Genomic DNA, 19,086 nt, shown 5'->3' on the forward strand with positions numbered 1-19,086 from the left:
CCCTTGAAGTCGAGCACGCCGATCATCTCGCGGCCGGTCGACTTGTTGAACTCCTCCACCTCCGGCATCGGCTCGGTGAGCAGGTACATGTGCTCCATGGCCAGCACCGGGAGTTCGACGCCGACCATGCGGCCGATCTCGCGTGCCCACAGCCCGCCGCAGTTGACGACATGCTCGGCATGGACCGTGCCCTGCTCGGTGACGACGTTCCAGGTGCCGTCCGGCTGCTGAGTCAGGTCGACGACGCGGTTGCGCAGCACGATCTCTGCGCCTAGTTTTTTCGCGGCTTTGGAATAAGCGATGGTGGTGCCCGAGGGATCGAGATGGCCTTCGACCGGGTCCCACATGGCGCCGACGAAATTCGTCTCGTCCATCAGCGGGAACATCGCCTTGGCTTCGGACGGGGTGATCAGCTCGGTGTCCATGCCGAGATAGCGGCCCTTGGCGTGGGCGAGCCGCAGGAAATCCATGCGCTCGGGCGTATCGGCCATCATCACGCCGCCGGTCAGGTGCAGCGAACAGGACTGGCCGGATATTTCCTCGATCTCCTTGTAGAGTTGGACCGTATAGGCCTGCAGCTTGGCGACGTTGGGATCGCCGTTGAGCGTATGGAAGCCGCCCGCCGCGTGCCAGGACGAGCCGGAGGTCAGCTCCGAACGCTCGATCAGCATGATGTCGGTCCAGCCGGCCTTGGCCAGATGATAAAGAACCGAGCAGCCGACGACGCCGCCGCCAATAACAACCGCTTTTACATGGGATTTCATGAAGATAGGTCCATCTTTGAAGAGATTTAATCGAGAGAGCAGGGCGTGAAAACAAAGCGCAAATCGGATACGGCGATGTTTTCGGTCAGCTTGCCGTCAAGCGCGGCAAGGATGGTTTCCCCCACTCCGTCGCCGCTTCGCGGCGCCACCTCTCCCCCCTCCGGAGGGAGAGGAAAGGCGCCGGCTGGAATCGCCGCGCACCCTTCCTCTCCCCCGTCGATCGGGGGAGAGGTGTCGAGCGCAGCTCGACGGAGTGGGGGTCGACTGTTCGTCAACAACATTGGTCAGAAGTCCGTCGGCGCGCCGCCTTCGGCCGTGCGCTTCGCGACAAAGGCGTTGAGCTCCTCGCGGATGGCTGGATCCATGTAGGGTTCGTCGTAAGAGGCCAGACGTTCCTTCCACACCTTGTTGGCTTTTTCCATCGCTGTCGGCGATCCGGCTTCCGCCCAGGTTTCGAAATTGCGCCAGTCCGACAGGATCGGCGAATAGAAGGCGGTCTTGTAGCGGTCCTGCGTGTGCTGGGTGCCGAAGAAGTGGCCGCCGGGGCCGACTGACTGGATGGCGTCGAAGCCGAGCGCTTCGTCGGAAAGGTCGAGCGGGGTGAGGAATTCGGCCACCATTTGCAGCAGGTCGATGTCCAGAATGGTCTTCTCGTAGGAGCAACGCAGGCCGCCCTCGAGCCAACCGGCCGCATGCATCATCAGGTTGCCGCCGCCCTGGACCGCGCCCCACAGCGAGAACACGCTCTCATAGGCCGCCTGTGCATCGACCGTGTTGGCGGCGCAGGTGTTGGAGGTGCGGTAGGGAATCTTGTAGCGGCGGGCAAGCTGACCGCCGACGAGTTGCGCCTTCATGTATTCCGGCGTGCCGAAGGCAGGTGAACCGGACTTCATGTCGACATTGGAGGTGAAGCCGCCATAGCCGACCGGTGCGCCCTTCTTCACCATCTGGGCAAAAGCGATGCCGGACAGCGCCTCGGCATTCTGCTGCACCAGCGCGCCGGCGATGGTGACCGGGGCCATGGCGCCCGAAAGCGTGAACGGCGTGACGATGACGACCTGGCCCATGCTCGACATCTGGATGATGCCTTCCATCATCGGCACGTCGAGCTTGAGCGGCGAATTGGTGTTGATGATGGTGAATACCGACGGCTCCGCCATCAATTGCTCGCGGCTGATGCCGCGCGCGATGCGAGTGATCTCGATGCCGTCGACATTGCGCTCCTTGCCGAGGGAATAGATGTGGAACACCTTGTCGGTGAGCGTGGCGAGGTCGCGGACGCATTCGAGGTGACGGACCGACGGATGGATGTCGGTCGGCTCGACCGGATAGCCGCCGGTACAGTTCAAGATGTTGTGCATCTGCGCCAGGCGCAGGAAATTGCGGTAGTCCTGCTGGTTGCCGGGCCGGCGGCCGCGATCGATGTCGGAGCAGTTGGGCGCCGACGCCATCATCGAGATGATCAGATTGTTGCCGCCGAAACGCACATTGTGCGCGGGATTGCGAGCATGGATGGTGAATTCGGACGGACAATGGGAGACCAGTTCGAGGATCATGTCGCTGTCGAAGCGTACCCGCTCGCTGCCCTCACGCACGTCGGCGCCATGCGCCTTCATGATGCGGCGGGCCTCGTCGTGCAGCACGTCGACGCCGATTTCCCTGAGCACGCGCAAGGAGGCGAGGTGGATCGATTCCAGCTCGTCCTCGGATACCAGCCTGGTCGGCTGCAACGGGTTTTTCAGCTGGCGGAAGGCAGGCTGCTCGAACGCGGCCGAGCCACCGGCGCGTTTTCCGGCGCGGCCGCCCCGACGGGCGCGATCGGTTGCCGGAGCCGGTTCGGCGGGTTGAAGGGCGGCGGTCATGAGGAGCCTCGTAGGATGCGAAAGTGGGCGGCATAATGGACCGGCGGCGGTCCGGCCATTGCGGAGGCGGCGACCACTAGAGCGAGGGAAGCGACATGCCGGAACGGCAGTTGCATGGCGGGGACCTCACCTTGTCACCATGACGCGCCAGCAAGTGCTGAGCGCGGCCGAGTGAATGGATGCCGACGGCGCGCGCGTTACAGTACCGTCTTTTACTTCTGATATACTTGCGGGCTGAACGTCTTTGGAGGGACAGCCCCATGCCTGATGTCGTCAAGGTGCGTGCCGCGACCAACAACGAAGTCGCGTTCCTTTCCTGGGACATAGACGGGATGATCCCGGACTGCCTGGGCTTCGAGATCGTGCGCCTCTATCCCGATACAGGCGAAGAGCGTTGCCTGGCGTCCTGGGTGCCCTTCAAGGGCCAGAGCAACAAGGACTGGATTCCCCAGGATACCGGCGTCTGGCCGGTGCAGAAGACCTTCTGGCGCGATCTCACCGTGCGGCGGCGCCGCGACAGCATCGACGTCAGACCTGACGGTGAATTGATTGCCTATCGGGTGCGCCCGGTAGGCGACATGAAGCCCGGCCTCGATCCAGTGCCGGTGCGACCCGAACAGGTCGTCGACGGCAAGCCCGCCTACACCGGGCCGGCGCGGCCGCTGGGCTATCTCGGCCGGGGTGCGGTCAGCCCACCGATCTTCCTGGGGCAGATGTTCGGCAAGGCGCGTGTGGCCTTCACCAATGGCGTGCTGTCGACGCAATGGATGTCGCATGCACTGGCGGAAGCCGGCATCAAGGTCGGGCAGCGCGACAAGATCAGGGCGGTGCTGCAGGATCCGACCAGCAAGATACGCGCCTACCTGCATGGCGATGTGCCCGACGTGCTGACCAGCCTGCTGAAACGGGCCAAGACGGACGGCGGCACCGTCCGGCTCGCGCTTTACGAGCTTGGCGACGACGAGCTGTGCGACGCCATCCTCGCCGCGAAGGATGTCGTGGAGGTCATTCTTTCCAATTCGGGCAAGGACGACCAGACCAAGGCGTGGGACGCCGGCAACGCGCCCTACAGGAAGCGCCTGCACGACGCGGGCGTGGTGGTGACGGATCGCCTCTTCAACAACAACCACATCGGCCACAACAAGTTTGCCGTCTACCGCGACGCCCAGGGGAAGCCGCAAGCGGTGATGACCGGCAGCACCAACTGGACGTCGACGGGCATTTGCGGGCAGTCCAACAACGCCTTCATCCGCGACGATCCTGCAATGGCCGAAATCTTCGACGCCTACTGGGATCGCATGAAGGCCGACGTGTTTCCGCCGCCGGCCTCGGAAAGCGCTGCCGGCCGCGTGGCACAGACGCAAGGCGTGCCGTTTCGCAAGGAGAACCACATGCCAAACCCTCTGAACGGCACCACGGCGGTGCTGGACGGCATGACGATCTGGTTTTCGCCGAACGATCCCGACCGCAACAAGAAGGACATCTCGGTGCGGCCGGTGGATCTCGAGGATGTCTTCGCCCGCATCAAGGCTGCGAAGCGGGCGGTGCTGTTTCTGGTGTTCAATCCCTCGCTGCTCGGCGAAAACTCGATCGTCGACCAGGCCGTCGCGGCGGCGAAGGCCGATCCGAAGCTGATCGTGCAGGGCGCGATAAGCGACGAAACCGCCATGCCCAACTATGTCGCGCCGACCAAGGATCCGGTCACCCACAAGTCGAACAAGGACGGCAAGGCGCCCTTCGTCTATCCGGAAAAGATCTGGGAGGCTCCGAACGTCTCCGTCGTGCGGGCGGCGAACCTGACCGGCGCCACCATCGCCCGCGACTTCCAGGCCGAGGTGCTGACCGTCGGCCATGCGATCGTGCACGACAAGATCGTCATCATCGATCCGATGGAGGAGAACGCCACCGTCATCACCGGCAGCCACAATCTCGGTTACAAGGCCTCTTACGAAAATGACGAGAACCTTGTGATCGTCGAAGGCGACAAGACCTTCGCGGCCGCCTACGCGGTGCACATGCTCGACGTGTTCGACCACTACAAGTTTCGCGCTTGGCGGAGGACGATCGGCAAGGGGCCTTCGGACGATGACGGACTTTCCATCGACGACCAGTGGCTGAAGCCTTACGCCGACGGCAAGAAGGGCGCGATCGCCCGCTATTTCCCGTAGCGTGGCCTGCCGCGCATCTCAGGCTCATCCGATCCAGGCCCGCTCGGCCACGATCGGGCGCACAGGCCGATTGGCGCAAGCGGATTTCGCTTGCCGGCCCTTTCCTTCCCCCGATCGTACCGGTAGCTAATGACGCCTGCCGCGCGGAGGTCAGCCGGCACTTCACATGGATTGACTGCATGGTCGCAACCGGCTCGAGCGAAGGCGAAGCGCGGACGCAGTGGGCAGCGCTCGCCGGCGTCACCGCGGCACTTGCCATGTTCGGCGCCGCGCAGGGGTTGAGCTCGCCGCTGTTCACGCTCCTGATGCAGAAGCAAGGCATGTCGCCAGGGTTGATCGGCCTGTCCGCGGCGACGATGCCGCTCGGGCTGATCCTGTCGGCGTCATTCGTGCCGGCGGCTGTCCGCCTGGTCGGTGCGCGCACGCTGGCGGTCGGCTGCTCGCTGATCGGAGCGCTGTGCTTCCTGGCCATCGGCTATCTGCAGAACTGGGTAGCCTGGTACGTGATCCGCTTTCTAATCGGCGTGGTCATCAATCCGCTCTATATCCTTGGCGAAGTGTGGGCGCTGTCGCTGGCGCCGCCTTCGCGGCGCGGCCGGGTGATGGGCGTGTTCAACACGCTGATGGGCGCCGGCTACGCCGCCGGCCCGTTCACCCTGACACTGGTCGGTACGCAGGGCTGGGCTTCCTTCAGCGTCGGCATTGGCGGCTTCGTGCTTTGCGCCGTCATCCTGCGCCTTGTTTCTTCGAAGCTCACCGGTTTCGAGGATGATGGGCAGCCGGCCGGCAGCTTTGCCGGTTTTGCCCGGCTGGCGCCGGCGCTGCTGCTGGCCGTGCTGGTCTCGGCCGCCGTCCAGCAAAGCACCTATGCGCTGGTTCCCGTCTTCGGCGCCGACTACGGCCTGCCGGAGGCCGTGCTCGCAGCACTGGTGATGGCGCTGTCCCTGGGCAACATCCTGCTGCAGATCCCGCTTGGCCTGCTTGCCGAACGCTTCGGCGGCCGCCCCATGATCCTGGCCTGCGCGATGGCGACGGCAGTTTGCGCGGCGCTGCTGCCGCTCACGATAACGACACCGCTGATCTGGATGGTGCTGCTGGTGATGGGCGCGGTCGGCTATGGCGTCTATACGATGGCGCTGGTGGAACTCGGCAGCCGCTTCAAGGGCACGCTGCTCGTCACCGGCAATGCGGCTTTCGCCTTGCTGTGGGGCGTTGGCGGCATTGTCGGCCCGCCCGGCGCCGGCCTGTTGATGCAGGGCATCGGCCCGCTGGGGCTGCCTGTGGTGATCGCAGGGCTTGATGCCGTGCTGGTCATCTTCGCGCTCTATCGCTCGTCCGTGCGCCAGAGCGGCAAGGCGTGATGGTGGCGGGTTCGGATGAAGTCGCGGGAAGGCCTGAATCCTCTGCCCAGATGCCGCAGCTATTGAATATCGGAGATCGCATGTCGATGTTGCATGCCGAAGCAATCGGAGATTCCATGACCAAGCCCATCGCCAAGCCAGAATCCGCTCATGAAGACCCCTTCCTCTGGCTAGAGGACAGGACGAGCGAACAATCGCTCGACTGGGTGCACCGCCAGAACGAGATCACGGTTGGCGAACTGCAGGGCGATCCATCCTATCAGGCGTCGTTCCAGACGGCGCTCGACCTGATGACGGCGGAGGACAACATCGCTGTCGGTGCGGCCATTGCCGGTCATGTCTATAATTTCTGGCAGGACAAGACCAATGCGCTCGGCCTGTGGCGCCGCACGACCGTCGCTTCCTACAAGACCGACAAGCCCGAGTGGGAGACAATCATCGACTTCGACCAGCTCGCGGCGAAAGAGGGGATCAAATGGGTCTTCAGCGGCGCCAGCCGGCTCTATCCGGACTTCAGCCGCTGCCTGCTCTCGATGTCCCCGGACGGCGGCGACGCCAGCGAGATGCGCGAGTTCGACATCGACACCAAGTCCTTTATCGAGAACGGATTCCGTGCGCCGGCCTCCAAGTCGGGTTTTGGCTGGCTGGACAAGGACACGGTCATCGTCTCGGCGGCCCTCGAGGACGCGGACAAGACCGAATCCGGCTATCCGCGCGTGGTCAAGCTGTGGAAGCGCGGCACGAAACTCGAAAACGCCACGCCGATCTTCGAGGGAAAGACCGAGGACCTCGCTGTCGGCGCCGGCGTCGAATTCGACGGCGAGAAACGTCATCTGTTCCTGGCGCGAACGCTCAATTTCTTCGCATCGCACAGTTTCCTGCATCTGCCATCAGGCGAAAACAGGCGCATTCCGCTGCCCGACGACGTCACCGACACAGCGCTTTTCAAGGATCAACTGGTGTTCGGGGTGCGCACCCCCTGGACGGCGCCGGACGGCACGGCGTGCCAGCCTGATGGACTCTATTCGCTCGATTTCGCGCATTGGATCGAAACCGGCGGTTTTGGCGCCATCGAAACCTTGTTGGCGCCGGCATATCACGTGTCGATTGCCGGGCTCGCCAGAACGCAGGACCGGTTGTTCATCAGCCTGATGGACAATGTGCGTGGCAAGGTGCTCGTCTGCCAGCGCAAGGACAGCGCCTGGTCGCTGAAGCCCGTCGCACTGCCCGAAAACGGCACTGTCGGCATCAGCCATGCCGAGCATTTCGGCTCCAGCGTGTCCTTCTCCTTCACTGATTTCCTGACGCCGAGTTCAATCATCTGGTCCGATGACGATGGTGAGACGCTTGCGACGGTGAAGTCGCAGCCGGCGCGTTTCGATGCCTCGCCGCTGATCTCGGAGCAGTTCGAGGCGCGCTCGAAGGATGGTACGATGATCCCATACTTCGTCGTGCGGCGTCGCGACCAGAAGGGGCCGGTGCCGACGCTGCTCTACGGCTATGGCGGCTTCGAAGTGCCGCTGCTGCCGGGCTATGCCGGTGTGCGAGGCAGGCTGTGGCTGGAGAAGGGCAACGCCTATGTGCAGGCCTGTATTCGCGGCGGCGGCGAGTTCGGGCCGGCCTGGCACCAGGCCGCATTGAAGGGCAAGCGCCAGAACGGCTTCGATGACTTCGCCGCGGTGGCAGAGGACGTCGTCAGGCGCGGCATCGCCACGGCTGCCTCGCTCGGCATCCAGGGTGGCTCGAATGGCGGGCTGCTGACCGGCGTTTCCCTGACGCAGCACCCGGAACTGTTTGGCGCCGTCGTCGTCGAGGTGCCGCTGCTCGACATGCTGCGCTACACCGAATTGCCGCCGGGCGCTTCGTGGATGGCAGAGTATGGCGATCCGTCGAAGCCGGAAGACGCGAAATGGCTATCCGCCTATTCGCCCTATCAACATGTCACTGCCGATACCGCCTATCCGCCGGTGCTCTTGACCACCTCGACCGCCGACGACCGGGTTCATCCCGGCCACGCGCGCAAGATGGCGGCCCGCCTCCAGGAGGCCGGGCACGCGAAGGCGCTGTTCTTCGAGGAAACCGAGGGCGGACATGGCGGGCGTGGCGACCGCCGGCCGCAGGCCGCGCAGACGGCGATGAAATACGTGTTCCTGCAGAGGGCGCTGAGCGCCAACCCATAGACACATTCCCTCATGGGCCAAGCGAAGGGTGGTTCACGTCGACCAGCCTTTGCTCTAAGGTACCGACCATGGCTCTCGTCAGGATATTGGTCAGCGCAGTTGGGGCTCGCGCGTTCAGGGTCGCAGTGACACCGTCACCGCGCACGCTGCGCGCCGAGCTTTTGCGGCTGTGCGCCCGCATCGGCTATTCGCCACCTGCCTGCCTCTGATGCATTCGCCCCGGCGCAGCCGGATTGAATCCAGAGGAAAGATCAGACATGACCTATCAAAATTATTCGCTGAAGCAGCTTCAGCAGATCGACGCCGCGCATCACCTGCATCCCTTCACCGACCATAGGGAACTGCGCGAGGCCGGCTCGCGCGTCATCACTCATGCCAATGGCCCGTTCATTTACGATTCCGAAGGGGCGGAGCTGCTCGACGGCATGGCCGGCCTGTGGTGCGTCAACATCGGCTATGGCCGGGACGAACTGGCCGAGGCCGCCTATGCCCAGATGAAGGAACTGCCTTACTACAATTCCTTCTTCAAATGCTCGACGCCGACGCCGGTGCTGTTGTCGAAGAAGCTGGCCGAAATCGCGCCACGTAACGTCAACCAGGTGTTCTATGGGTCATCCGGTTCGGAGGCCAACGACACCGCGTTGCGTCTTGTGCGCCATTACTGGGTGCTGGAAGGCAAGCCGGAAAAGAACCGCGTCATCTCGCGCAAGATGGCCTATCACGGCTCGACCATCGCCGGCACCTCGCTCGGCGGCATGGATGCCATGCACAAGCAACTCAACGGGGCCGTGCCCAACATCGTCCATGTGATGATGCCCTATGCCTATGAGCTGGCGCTGCCGGGTGAGAGCGACCATGAGTTCGGCCTGCGCGCGGCCAAATCGGTCGAGGATGCCATCCTCGAGGCCGGCGCCGACAAGGTCGCGGCTTTCATCGGTGAGCCGGTGATGGGCGCGGGCGGCGTCAAGATCCCGCCGGCCAGTTACTGGCCCGAAGTGCAGCGCATCTGCCGCAAATACGACGTGCTGCTGATGCTGGACGAGGTCATCACCGGCTATGGCCGCACCGGCGAGTGGTTTGCCGCGCAGACCTTCGGCATCGAGCCCGACACGATCACCACGGCAAAGGCGCTGACCTCGGGCTATCAGCCGTTGTCGGCACTCCTGGTCGGCGATCGCATAGCCTCGACGCTGGTCGAGAAGGGGGGCGAGTTCAACCATGGCTACACCTATTCGGGTCACCCCGTGGCCTGCGCCGTGGCGTTGAAGAACCTGGAGATCATCGAACGGGAAGGCCTGGTCGACCGCGTCAGGAACGACACCGGGCCGTATTTCGCCAAGGCCCTGCAAGAGCGCATTGCTGGGCATGACCTGGTTGGCGAAGTGCGCTCGATCGGACTGATGGGTGCGATCGAGATCGTCAAGGACAAGGGGACCAAGGAACGGTTCCTGCCGTCAGGAAGTGCCGCGGTGACGGTCCGCGATCATGCGATCGCCAACGGCATGATGCTGCGCGCCACCGGCGATACGATGATCCTGTCGCCGCCGCTGATCTGGACCCGCGATACGATCGACATGGCCTGCGAACGTATCGGCAAAGCGCTGGATTTGGCACAGGCGGATCTGCGCAAGCGGTAGGCGAAGCTCGACCGGGCGTTTCTTCAGGAGACGCTCGGTATCGAGAAGATACCATCCTGGCCAGGGAACGATCCCACCTTTGGCGCGTAGTGTGAGCGGCGGTCGATCCGGCCGCGAAGGGGGTTCCATGAGAAAGACCAGACGTCGACGCGTGCAGGAAGCGAACAGCATCGGCGCGGGCCTGATGCTGGCGCCGATGGTGGCGATGATGCGCCTGCCACTGATGGCCATGGAGGCCCGGAGCGGCGAGCCCTGGAGTGCGGAGACGGCAAGGGCGGTCAGCGAGAAGACCGTCGCGATGGCCGAGGGCGCGGTTGCGGCGCAAATGTCGTTTCTGCAGTCGGCGGCCCGTTTCTGGCCGGAGGTTCTTTCCGGCCAGACACCGTCGCTGCTCAACGGCGTCGCGGCTGAACGGTCGATCAGCGCCGCGCTGAAGCCGGCCAGCCGGGCTGTGAAGGCGAATTTTCGCCGGCTTTCGTCAAAGGCTTGAAATGGGTGCCGCGGAACTTTGATTTTCGGGTTGGCCCGATTCCGGGCGGAAAACCGTTTCACACTTTTTCTGGAGTTGCTTTAAAACCGATCGGTATACGCACCGACGGGAGGCAGCATGGCAGCACAACCGCTCAATCAGCCAGCCGAAATCCCGGCCGAGCTAGATCGCTGGAATTGGGGCGCCTTTTTCCTCAACTGGATCTGGGGCATCGGCAACAACACTTTCATCGCGCTGCTGGCGCTGATCCCGGTCGTCAACCTCATCATGATCTTCGTGCTTGGAGCACGCGGCAGCCGCTGGGCCTGGCAGAACAGGACCTGGCGCGATGCCGAACAATTCCGCAGGACGCAGCGCAACTGGGCAATCGCGGGCCTTTCCGTCTGGGTGGTCAGTATAGGCGGCTGCGCGACGATGGTCGGCAGCGTCCATTTATGCTCAAAGGTAATGGTGCCTATCACATGACCATGGACGCCATTCGCGCCGACAGCCGTGTGAAAGCCGCCATTGGTGACGATGTGACCGACAATTTCTGGGTCGGCGGGCATCTCAACGTCAATGCGAATGGCGCGGGCGATGCCCAGTTCAGCATTCCCGTTCACGGCGCCAAGGGTAAAGGGACCGTATTTTCCCACCTGGTTCGCAATGCAGGCACATGGAGCATGCGCCTGCTCGTGATCAGGGTGGACGGTTTCGATGCGCCGATCGTGTTGACCAATGAAGATCACGTGCCGATCCCGAACGCCGCGATCGGAATATAGGCTCCAGCCCGGATCGGGCGCGGCGGAAATGCAAAAACCGCGCTCCGTCGGGAACGCGGCTTTGCCAGATACGCATGGCGTTTCGCTACTCAACACTTGGCGAAGGGCTCCGGTACGCGAGACCTGATCCGGAGCGCCGGGCGGATGCGATATGTCCGCCTCGCAATCCGTTTTATAGGGACATCGTTACCGCGGAGTTATCGAGAGCTTAAACAAATCTAAATTTGCGGCCGTCCTGCCGGGCCAACCAGGAAAAAGCCCATCAAACCCGTTGGTTACGCAGGGGCGCCGCGCAGAAAATTAATTATACCGGAGAAATCGGCGCCGCCATGCCCCTGGGCGTTGAACAGGGCATAGAGTTGTGCCGCTTCGGCACCAAGTGGCGTCACCGCGCCCGCGCCAAGTGCTGCTTCCTGTGACAGTTTCAGGTCCTTCAGCATAAGGGCGGCGGCAAAGCCCGGCTTGTAGTCCTTGTTGGCGGGCGAGGTGGGCACCGGGCCGGGCACCGGGCAATAGGTGGTCAGCGACCAACATTGGCCTGAAGAGGTCGAGGCGACGTCGAACAGCGCCTGATGCGACAGGCCGAGCTTTTCCGCCAGCACGAAGGCCTCGGCGACACCGATCATCGAAATGCCGAGGATCATGTTGTTGCAGATCTTCGCCGCCTGGCCGGCGCCAGCGCCGCCGCAATGGACGATGCGGCCGGCCATCGGCTTGAGGATTGGTTCGGCCGTGGCGAATGCATCGTCGGAGCCCCCGGCCATGAAGGTCAGCGTGCCGGCGGTGGCGCCGCCGGTGCCGCCGGAAACAGGGGCGTCGATCGACAGCAGGCCGTGTTTCGCCGCGATGGCATGCGCCTTGCGTGCCGAATCGACGTCAATCGTCGAGGAGTCGATGAACAGCGCGCCTTTTTTTGCCTTGGAGGCGATGTCCTCATAGACCGACAGCACGTGCTTGCCGGCGGGGAGCATAGTGATGACTACATCGGCGTCCTTCACTGCGGCCGGCGCGTTGGCCATGACGATGACGCCGTGTTCCCTCGCGACGGTCAGGTTCTCCGTCACCAGATCGAAGCCATGCACCGTATGCCCTGCCTTGACCAGGTTCGCGGCCATTGGATTGCCCATATTGCCGAGGCCGATGAAGGCGATGGTGGTCATAGGGGCGCTCCTTGATTTGGGGTGAGGCCTTTAGGCAGTAGGCAGTAGGCAGTAGGCAGTAGGCAGTAGGCAGTAGGCGACTATTCGGGTGCAAGTTTGATGATAAGTTGGCGAAGCATTTTTCCGATGCCCTCGGTCGCTAACAGCATCTGATTTGTTTGATCGTGCGTGGCTAAGCCGATTCGTTCGGCGATCTGGAGGTGCGTCTCGAACTCTTTCAGGGAGCCTTGGGCAATCCTGAGAAATTGCTGATAAGAGCCTCTATTGTCTCGGCCGTACCCTTCCGCGATGTTCGCAGGAATGGAGTTGGCTGAACGACGGATCTGGCTGGTGAGCCCATATAATTCTTCTTTTGGCCACGTCTTGGTCAACGAGTAGGTAGCGACGGCCAGGTCCATGGCCTGCTGCCACACGATAAGATCCTTGTACGAATTGATCTTGCCGGTCATCTCTGCCTACTGCCTACTGCCTACTGCCTAGTTTCACCTTCCGATCAAGGCGCGCGCTATGATGACGCGCATTATCTCGTTGGTGCCTTCGAGGATCTGGTGGACACGCAGATCCCTCACCAGCTTCTCGATGCCGTAACCATGCAGATAACCGTAACCGCCGAGCAGTTGCAGCGCATCGTTGGCGACGTTGAAACCGGTGTCGGTGACGAAGCGCTTGGCCATCGCCGACCATTTGCCGGCATCCGGCGCCTTGCGGTCGAGTTTGGAGGCAGCGGCATAGAGGAAGATGCGCGCGGCCTGCAGTTCTGTCTCCATGTCGGCCAGCCTGAACTGCAAAGCCTGGAACTGATTGATTTTCGAGCCGAAGGCCTTGCGCTCGGCCGTGTAGGACAGCGCCTTGTCGAGCGCCGACTGCGCGCCACCCAGCGAACAGGCGGCGATGTTCAGCCGGCCGCCGTCGAGGCCGGCCATGGCGATGCCGAAGCCGGCGCCTTCACCCGACAGAAGGTTTTCGGCCGGCACCTTGCAGTCCTCGAAAATGACTTGGCGCGTCGACTGCATGTGCCAGCCCATCTTGTGCTCGTTGGCGCCGAAGGAGAGGCCGGGCGCGTCCTTCGGCACGATGAGGGTGGAAATGCCCTTTGGCCCGTCCGCGCCAGTACGCACCATGACGGCATAGACATCGCTGTCGCCGGCGCCCGAGATGAACTGCTTGGCTCCGTTGAGAATGTAGTCGCCGCCGCTTTTCACCGCGCGCGTTTTCAGCGCCGCGGCATCCGATCCGGAGCCCGGCTCGGTCAGGCAGTAGCTCGCCAGCGATTCCATGGAGGTCAGCTTGGGCAGGAGGCGCTGGCGCTGCTCCTCATTGCCGAAGCGGTCGATCATCGAGGCCACCATGTTGTGGATCGAGATGAAGGACGAAAAGGCCGGGTCGGCGTGCGACAGCGCCTCGAAGATCAGCACGGCATCCAGTCGGCCGAGCGCGGAGCCGCCGACATCGTCCCTTATATAGATGCCGCCGAGGCCGAGCGGCCCGGTTTCGCGGATCACGTCGGCGGGGAAATGTTTCCTGCGGTCCCAGTCGAGCGCATTCGGCGCGACGCGATCGGTGGCGAAGGCCTGGGCCATCTCCTGGATGGCGCGCTGTTCCTCGTTGAGTTCGAACTGGCTGGTGCTCGCATCGACCGCGGCGTCCATGGCGTGCTCCCTGTGTGCTGGCCAGCTAGCCCGCTGGCCTGTCGTTTTTGGCTTTGCGCGCGCACCAATCTAGACCAATGATGCCGCCGCGCAACCCAACCGTTCGCGGAGCGGCTGTGCATCAATGCGTGTTCGGAGCCAGATGTGACGACAAAATTCGACGAACTGCTCGAACAGTTCCGCGCCTATCTCGCTTCGGTGGACAATGCCCTGGTGCGAGACGCCGTGGCGCGCATTGGCTGGGACATGCCGGCCCGCGCACTGGAGTCACATACCCTCGGCTGTCTGCGCCATCTCGATCGCGCCGCCGAACTGACGCCGCCGGATGCGAAGCCGTTGGTGCAATTGCTGGCGCGGCAGCGCAACGATTTGCATTGGGGGCAGACCTATACGGAGGCTGATTTCGGCAAGGCCTTCATCGACAATTACGGCTGGCTGGAAATGTTCGGTACGCGTGGCCATTTCGCCAATGACGAGGTGGCGGCCGGGCTGCTGATCCTCGGACCCGACATCGTCTATCCCGACCACCATCACGTCGCCGAGGAGATCTATATTCCGCTGACCGGTGGCACAGAGTGGCGCATGGGCGAGGGCGGTTTTCGCAAGCGGGAGGCCGGCGAGGTCGTCCACCACGCTTCGAACGTCAATCACGCCATGCGAACGGGCAAGGAGCCGCTGCTGGCGCTCTACATCTGGCGCGGCGGGCCGTTGGCGCAGAAATCCACGATCACCGGAACCGCGACGCAGGGCCGGAACTGATGGCCAGGGCAATCATGCTGCAAGGCACGGGTTCGGATGTCGGCAAGACGGTGCTGGTTGCCGGCCTCTGTCGCGTCGCAAAAAAACGCGGCCTGAAGGTGCGGCCGTTCAAACCGCAGAACATGTCGAACAACGCCGCGGTCGCCGACATTCCCGGCGACAACAGACGTGGCGGCGGCGAGATCGGCCGTGCGCAATGGCTGCAAGCAATCGCTTGCGGCGTCGCGCCGTCAGTCCACATGAACCCGGTGCTGCTCAAGCCTCAGACCGATGTCGGCGCGCAAATCATCGTGCAGGGCAAGGTGTTCGGCGAGGCGAGGGCGCGCGACTACCAGGCGCTGAAGGGCCGGCTGATGGACGCGGTGCTCGATTCCTGGGCGAAGGTCGGTGAGGACGCGGACCTTGTCATTGTCGAGGGTGCCGGCTCGCCGGCCGAAATCAATCTCAGGAGCCGCGACATCGCCAATATGGGCTTTGCCACGCGTGCCAATGTGCCGGTTGTGCTGGTCGGCGATATCGACCGCGGCGGCGTCATCGCCTCGGTTGCCGGTACCCATCTTATCCTGCCGGAAGAGGACCGACGCATGATCGTGGGTTACCTCATCAACAAGTTCCGAGGCGATGTCTCGCTGTTCGATGATGGTCTGAAAGCGATCGAAAAATTCACCGGCTGGCGCTGTTTTGGCGTCGTGCCATGGCTGAAGGCGGCGGCAAGGTTGCCTTCGGAGGATTCGGTGGTGCTGGAACGGCTTGCGTCCGGCGAGGCGCGCGCGCTGAAGGTGGCGGTGCCGATGCTTGGCCGCATCGCCAATTTCGACGATCTCGACCCGCTCAAGGCCGAACCTCAGGTCGAAGTGGTGTTCGTACCGCCCGGTACACCGCTGCCGGCCGATGCCGGGCTGGTGGTCATCCCCGGCTCGAAATCGACGATCGGCGATCTCCTGAAATTCCGCGAGAATAGCTGGGATCGCGATTTGTTGGCGCACCGCAGGCGGGGCGGCCATATCGTAGGCATTTGCGGCGGCTTTCAGATGCTTGGCCGTCTGGTGCGCGATCCCGATGGCATCGAAGGCAGCGTTACCGAGACCGAAGGGCTCGGCCTGCTCGATGTCGAAACGGTGATGGAGCCGGAGAAGACCGTGCGCAATGTCAGCGCGCGATCCGTCCCGTTCGACCTGCCGCTCGAAGGTTACGAGATCCATCTCGGCCGCACCACCGGGCCGGATACTATGCGACCGTCGGCGATTATCAACGGCGCCGAGGATGGTGCGATCTCGGCCGATGGCAAAGTGATCGGCACCTATATGCACGGTCTGTTCGGCGCCGACGGCTTTCGAGGAAAGTTCCTTGAAAGCCTTGGGATCAGCGGTGGCGGCATCGATTACCGGGCCGAGGTCGAGCGGGCCCTGGACGAGGTCGCCGCCGAGTTGGAGGGCCATCTCGACTGTGACGCGATTTTCGCGATGGCGCGCTGATCTCGCGGCGCTGGTAATTGCTGGAACATCCATAGCTTCGTCAGCCCTGCTTCGCGCAGGGATGACGAAGCTGGGCGTCGTCAGCCATATGGCGCTATTGGCTCAGGCCTTCTTGCCGGTCTTCGGCCAATAGGTGCCGAAGGACCAGACATTTCCTTCCGGGTCGCGGCAGATGAACTCACGGCTGCCATAGTCGCGGTCGGTCAGTTCCTGGATGATCGTGGCATCGGCTTCCTTTGCCCTGGCGTAGGCGGCATCGGCATCGTCGACGGCGATATAGATCGACTTGCCGCCGCCCGAACCTGGCTCCCCGACCATCTTGCCGTAGTCGTCATCACGCACCGTGCCCAGCATGATCATGGAGGAGCCGAACACCAGTTCGGCATGATGAACGACATCGCCTTCGCCATAGCGGGCACGGACGCTGAAGCCAAAGGCTTCGCACAGCCAGTCGATCATTTTCGCGGCATTCCGATAGCGCAGGGCAGGGTAGAGCCGTGGTGCTTCAGTGCTGCTGTTCATGTCGATCTCCTTCGGTTGGGTTGGTCGATACCCAGTCTGGGCGAAGGCCGTTCCAGCGTCTTGAAGAAATGTTACCTGACCGAAAGCGCCGTCGGCGTCTCGCCTGCCAGCTCACGGAATTCGCGCACCAGATGCGCCTGGTCGGCATAGCCGCAATCGGCGGCAATGTCGGCCCAGTCAGCGGTTTGCTGCCGCGACAGGCCGAGCGCGCGGTTGAAGCGCACGATGCGCGACATCGTCTTGGGGCCGATGCCGATGGCGTTGGAAAAGCTGCCAGCCAGATGTTTGCGGCTCCAGCCCAGTCTCTCGGCGAGCGACGCAATCCGTGTCCGGCCGCCCGATGTGACGATGCGGTCATAGGCCCACGCGATCTCCGGCGGCGTTTCGGCGGCGCTCGCAAGACGGGCGGTGACGAAGGCTTCCGCAAGATCGAAACGCGCCGTCCAGTTCGGCGCGTTGCCAAGCCGTTCGCGCAGCGCCATGCCCTCAATGCCCAGCACGTCGTCGAGCACGACCATGCTGTCGGTCAGTTCGCTCATCGGCAGGCGAAAGAAGCGGCGCGCGCCAAGCGGCGTGAAATTGATCTGGACGCAGCAGGCGGCGCCGAAGGATTCGATCATCACAGGTCCGGCGAAGAGGCCGGCGGCGAAGCTGGCGAAGCGGTCATTGTCATCAGGCGCCTTGCCAAGGCCGATGGCGAAGGGCTCTGCGAAGCTGATGACCAGCGGCACGGTCAGCGAGGCGTATTCGACATTGCAAAAATGGCCGGCAGCGGTTTCGCGGTAGCCGCAAATGTCGGTGACAACGCCCTCAAGCGCGGGACCGGGAAGAAGCCGGCGCATCTCGAAGCGTCCAGATATGGAGCGGTCCTGTTCCGTTCGGCGCTGCATCTCGATTGGCATTGGCCATCCTTCCGCCCGGCCAATCCAACATTATTCGAACAGTGGCTGTCTATCAAACGCCGATCATGACACGCAGCGGGTTGGCCGGGTCGGCCAGCAGTTTCGCCGCCAGCGCCACACACACGATCACCAGCAGCGGCTTGATCAATCTGGCGCCGATGCGCATGGCGAGGCTGGCGCCGAGGCGGGCGCCGAGGAACTGGGCAACGCCCATCATCAGGCCAATCTTCCAGGAGATGACGCCGACGGCGGCGAAGACGATGAAGCCACCGATGTTGGAGGCGAAGTTGAGCAGCTTGGTATGCGCCGTCGCCTTGAGCACGCCATAGCCGGCAAGCGCGACGAAGGCCAGCATATAGAAGGAGCCGGCACCAGGCCCGAACAGCCCGTCATAAAAGCCAATTGCCGGCACCAGGGTCAGTCCAAAAAGGAAGGGTGACAGGCGCTCGGCGCGGTCGACATCGTTCATGTTGGGCTTCAGGGCGAAGTAGAGCGCAATGGCGATCAGCACCAGCGGCAGCAGGGCGCGCAACAGGTCGCCGGGAACGATCGTGGCCAGCAAGGCGCCGACGGCGCTTCCGGCAAGCGCCAGCAGGGCCGGCGGCAATTGCCGGCGCAGGTGGACATGCCCCTTGGAGGCATAGTGGATCGTCGCCGACCCGGAGCCGAACATGCCTTGCAGCTTGTTGGTTCCAAGCGCCTCGACCGGTGAAAAACCGGCAAGCAGCAGTGCCGGGATGGTGATCAGCCCGCCACCGCCGGCGATCGAATCGACAAAGCCCGCGGCAAAAGCGGCGAAAGCGAGCATGGCGACAGTCTGCAGGCTGAGGTCGATCATCGAGATGAGAAAGCGCACTTCGCTGAGATATCAGGCGTTCGACCACGACGATCCCGTTTGCGCAAGGCTGATTCCGCGCTAACTATTGAAGAGGAATCGGAAAGGGGCTCTGATGGCGTTCGCATTGATGGACCAGATACGCTCTATCTTCGACGGCGACCCTGGCGTGCGCAAGGTGGCGGACGACCCGGTCCTCTCGGCGGAACTGTTGATGTTGTTCCGCATGATCCTGGCGGACGGCACCGTCAGCGAGAGCGAGATGATTGCCTTCCGGCGCATCTGCAAGGATGCTTTCGGTATCCCCGAGACCAGCATCGACAACGTCATCGAATATCTCAATGAGTTCGGTTACGAGACCAATGGCTCGCAGGCTATCGCGCTTTTTCGCGATCTCGACATCGAACGACGCAAGCAATTGGCCCGCCACATGGCAGAGATCGCGAAGGCGGATTCGCAACTGGCCGAGACCGAGGTGCGCCTGCTGCGCCGCACGCTCGACCTGCTCGACATCAGCCCGGTCGATGTGGTGCAGCCGGAAGACTAAGGTCGCACGGCTTG

18 protein-coding genes are annotated in these 19,086 nt (G+C 63.1%); 10 read left to right on the forward strand and 8 right to left on the reverse strand.

All coding sequences use genetic code 11. From position 1 onward, the window contains the following. Positions 1 to 764, reverse strand: a 764-nt coding sequence (locus tag FJ938_RS12790; protein WP_140573940.1) for an FAD-binding oxidoreductase, incomplete at its 3' end; no start/stop codon positions are given. Between the two features lie 284 nt (positions 765 to 1,048). Then, positions 1,049 to 2,626 (reverse strand): trimethylamine methyltransferase family protein, encoded by a 1,578-nt coding sequence (locus tag FJ938_RS12800; RefSeq protein WP_140694199.1) that lies wholly within the window; start codon positions 2,624 to 2,626, stop codon positions 1,049 to 1,051. Positions 2,627 to 2,886: 260 nt separating this feature from the next. On the opposite strand from FJ938_RS12800, the gene FJ938_RS12805 reads away from it, so the two are divergent. From FJ938_RS12805 to FJ938_RS29920, 7 genes are all read left to right on the forward strand, one after another. After that, complete coding sequence (locus FJ938_RS12805; RefSeq protein ID WP_140607629.1) at positions 2,887 to 4,794, forward strand: phospholipase D-like domain-containing protein; 1,908 nt, start codon at positions 2,887 to 2,889, stop codon at positions 4,792 to 4,794. Positions 4,795 to 4,973: 179 nt separating this feature from the next. Continuing rightward, positions 4,974 to 6,155: an MFS transporter gene (locus FJ938_RS12810; protein ID WP_140694201.1), complete on the forward strand. Its 1,182-nt coding sequence runs from the start codon at positions 4,974 to 4,976 to the stop codon at positions 6,153 to 6,155. Between the two features lie 116 nt (positions 6,156 to 6,271). Continuing rightward, positions 6,272 to 8,335, forward strand: a complete 2,064-nt coding sequence (locus FJ938_RS12815) for a prolyl oligopeptidase family protein (RefSeq protein ID WP_140694203.1) — start codon at positions 6,272 to 6,274, stop codon at positions 8,333 to 8,335. Positions 8,336 to 8,592: 257 nt separating this feature from the next. Beyond that, on the forward strand, positions 8,593 to 9,972 hold the full coding sequence (locus FJ938_RS12825; RefSeq protein ID WP_140607625.1) for an aspartate aminotransferase family protein: 1,380 nt from the start codon (positions 8,593 to 8,595) through the stop codon (positions 9,970 to 9,972). Between the two features lie 127 nt (positions 9,973 to 10,099). Next, positions 10,100 to 10,462, forward strand: a complete 363-nt coding sequence (locus tag FJ938_RS12830) for a hypothetical protein (protein WP_140694205.1) — start codon at positions 10,100 to 10,102, stop codon at positions 10,460 to 10,462. A 117-nt stretch (positions 10,463 to 10,579) separates the two neighbouring features. Beyond that, positions 10,580 to 10,927: a hypothetical protein gene (locus FJ938_RS29915; protein WP_246673292.1), complete on the forward strand. Its 348-nt coding sequence runs from the start codon at positions 10,580 to 10,582 to the stop codon at positions 10,925 to 10,927. Next, the gene (locus tag FJ938_RS29920; RefSeq protein WP_246673294.1) at positions 10,924 to 11,223 is read left to right on the forward strand and encodes a cytochrome c oxidase assembly factor Coa1 family protein; all 300 of its coding nucleotides are present in this window, start codon (positions 10,924 to 10,926) and stop codon (positions 11,221 to 11,223) included. The genes FJ938_RS29915 and FJ938_RS29920 overlap by 4 nt, the downstream gene beginning before the upstream one ends. Positions 11,224 to 11,498: 275 nt before the next feature. On the opposite strand, the gene mmsB is transcribed toward FJ938_RS29920, so the two are convergent. The 3 genes from mmsB to FJ938_RS12855 all read right to left on the reverse strand — a co-directional run bounded on the left by mmsB (position 11,499) and on the right by FJ938_RS12855 (position 14,032). Beyond that, a complete protein-coding gene (gene mmsB / locus FJ938_RS12845) occupies positions 11,499 to 12,383 on the reverse strand; it encodes a 3-hydroxyisobutyrate dehydrogenase (RefSeq protein WP_140694208.1) in 885 nt (294 codons plus the stop codon). A gap of 80 nt (positions 12,384 to 12,463) precedes the next feature. Continuing rightward, a complete protein-coding gene (locus FJ938_RS12850) occupies positions 12,464 to 12,832 on the reverse strand; it encodes a four helix bundle protein (RefSeq protein WP_140607621.1) in 369 nt (122 codons plus the stop codon). Between the two features lie 33 nt (positions 12,833 to 12,865). Then, positions 12,866 to 14,032 (reverse strand): isobutyryl-CoA dehydrogenase, encoded by a 1,167-nt coding sequence (locus FJ938_RS12855; RefSeq protein ID WP_140694210.1) that lies wholly within the window; start codon positions 14,030 to 14,032, stop codon positions 12,866 to 12,868. 144 nt (positions 14,033 to 14,176) lie between these two features. Here FJ938_RS12855 and FJ938_RS12860 point away from each other — a divergent pair, with 144 nt between their 5' ends. Both FJ938_RS12860 and FJ938_RS12865 read left to right on the forward strand, forming a co-directional pair. Beyond that, complete coding sequence (locus FJ938_RS12860) at positions 14,177 to 14,791, forward strand: dimethylsulfonioproprionate lyase family protein (protein ID WP_140694211.1); 615 nt, start codon at positions 14,177 to 14,179, stop codon at positions 14,789 to 14,791. Beyond that, entirely contained in the window at positions 14,791 to 16,266 is a 1,476-nt protein-coding gene (locus FJ938_RS12865; RefSeq protein WP_140694212.1) for a cobyric acid synthase, read from the forward strand. The genes FJ938_RS12860 and FJ938_RS12865 overlap by 1 nt, the downstream gene beginning before the upstream one ends. A gap of 102 nt (positions 16,267 to 16,368) precedes the next feature. Here FJ938_RS12865 and FJ938_RS12870 read toward each other — a convergent pair whose 3' ends face one another. From FJ938_RS12870 to FJ938_RS12880, 3 genes are all read right to left on the reverse strand, one after another. Further along, entirely contained in the window at positions 16,369 to 16,788 is a 420-nt protein-coding gene (locus FJ938_RS12870) for a VOC family protein (RefSeq protein ID WP_140694214.1), read from the reverse strand. Positions 16,789 to 16,859: 71 nt separating this feature from the next. Further along, positions 16,860 to 17,690: an AraC family transcriptional regulator gene (locus FJ938_RS12875; protein WP_140694216.1), complete on the reverse strand. Its 831-nt coding sequence runs from the start codon at positions 17,688 to 17,690 to the stop codon at positions 16,860 to 16,862. Between the two features lie 52 nt (positions 17,691 to 17,742). Further along, the gene (locus tag FJ938_RS12880) at positions 17,743 to 18,528 is read right to left on the reverse strand and encodes a TSUP family transporter (protein ID WP_140694422.1); all 786 of its coding nucleotides are present in this window, start codon (positions 18,526 to 18,528) and stop codon (positions 17,743 to 17,745) included. Between the two features lie 112 nt (positions 18,529 to 18,640). Here FJ938_RS12880 and FJ938_RS12885 point away from each other — a divergent pair, with 112 nt between their 5' ends. Then, a complete protein-coding gene (locus tag FJ938_RS12885) occupies positions 18,641 to 19,072 on the forward strand; it encodes a TerB family tellurite resistance protein (protein ID WP_140694218.1) in 432 nt (143 codons plus the stop codon). Positions 19,073 to 19,086 lie beyond the last annotated feature (14 nt).

This window comes from Mesorhizobium sp. B2-4-14, assembly GCF_006442155.1.
Classification (GTDB): domain Bacteria; phylum Pseudomonadota; class Alphaproteobacteria; order Rhizobiales; family Rhizobiaceae; genus Mesorhizobium.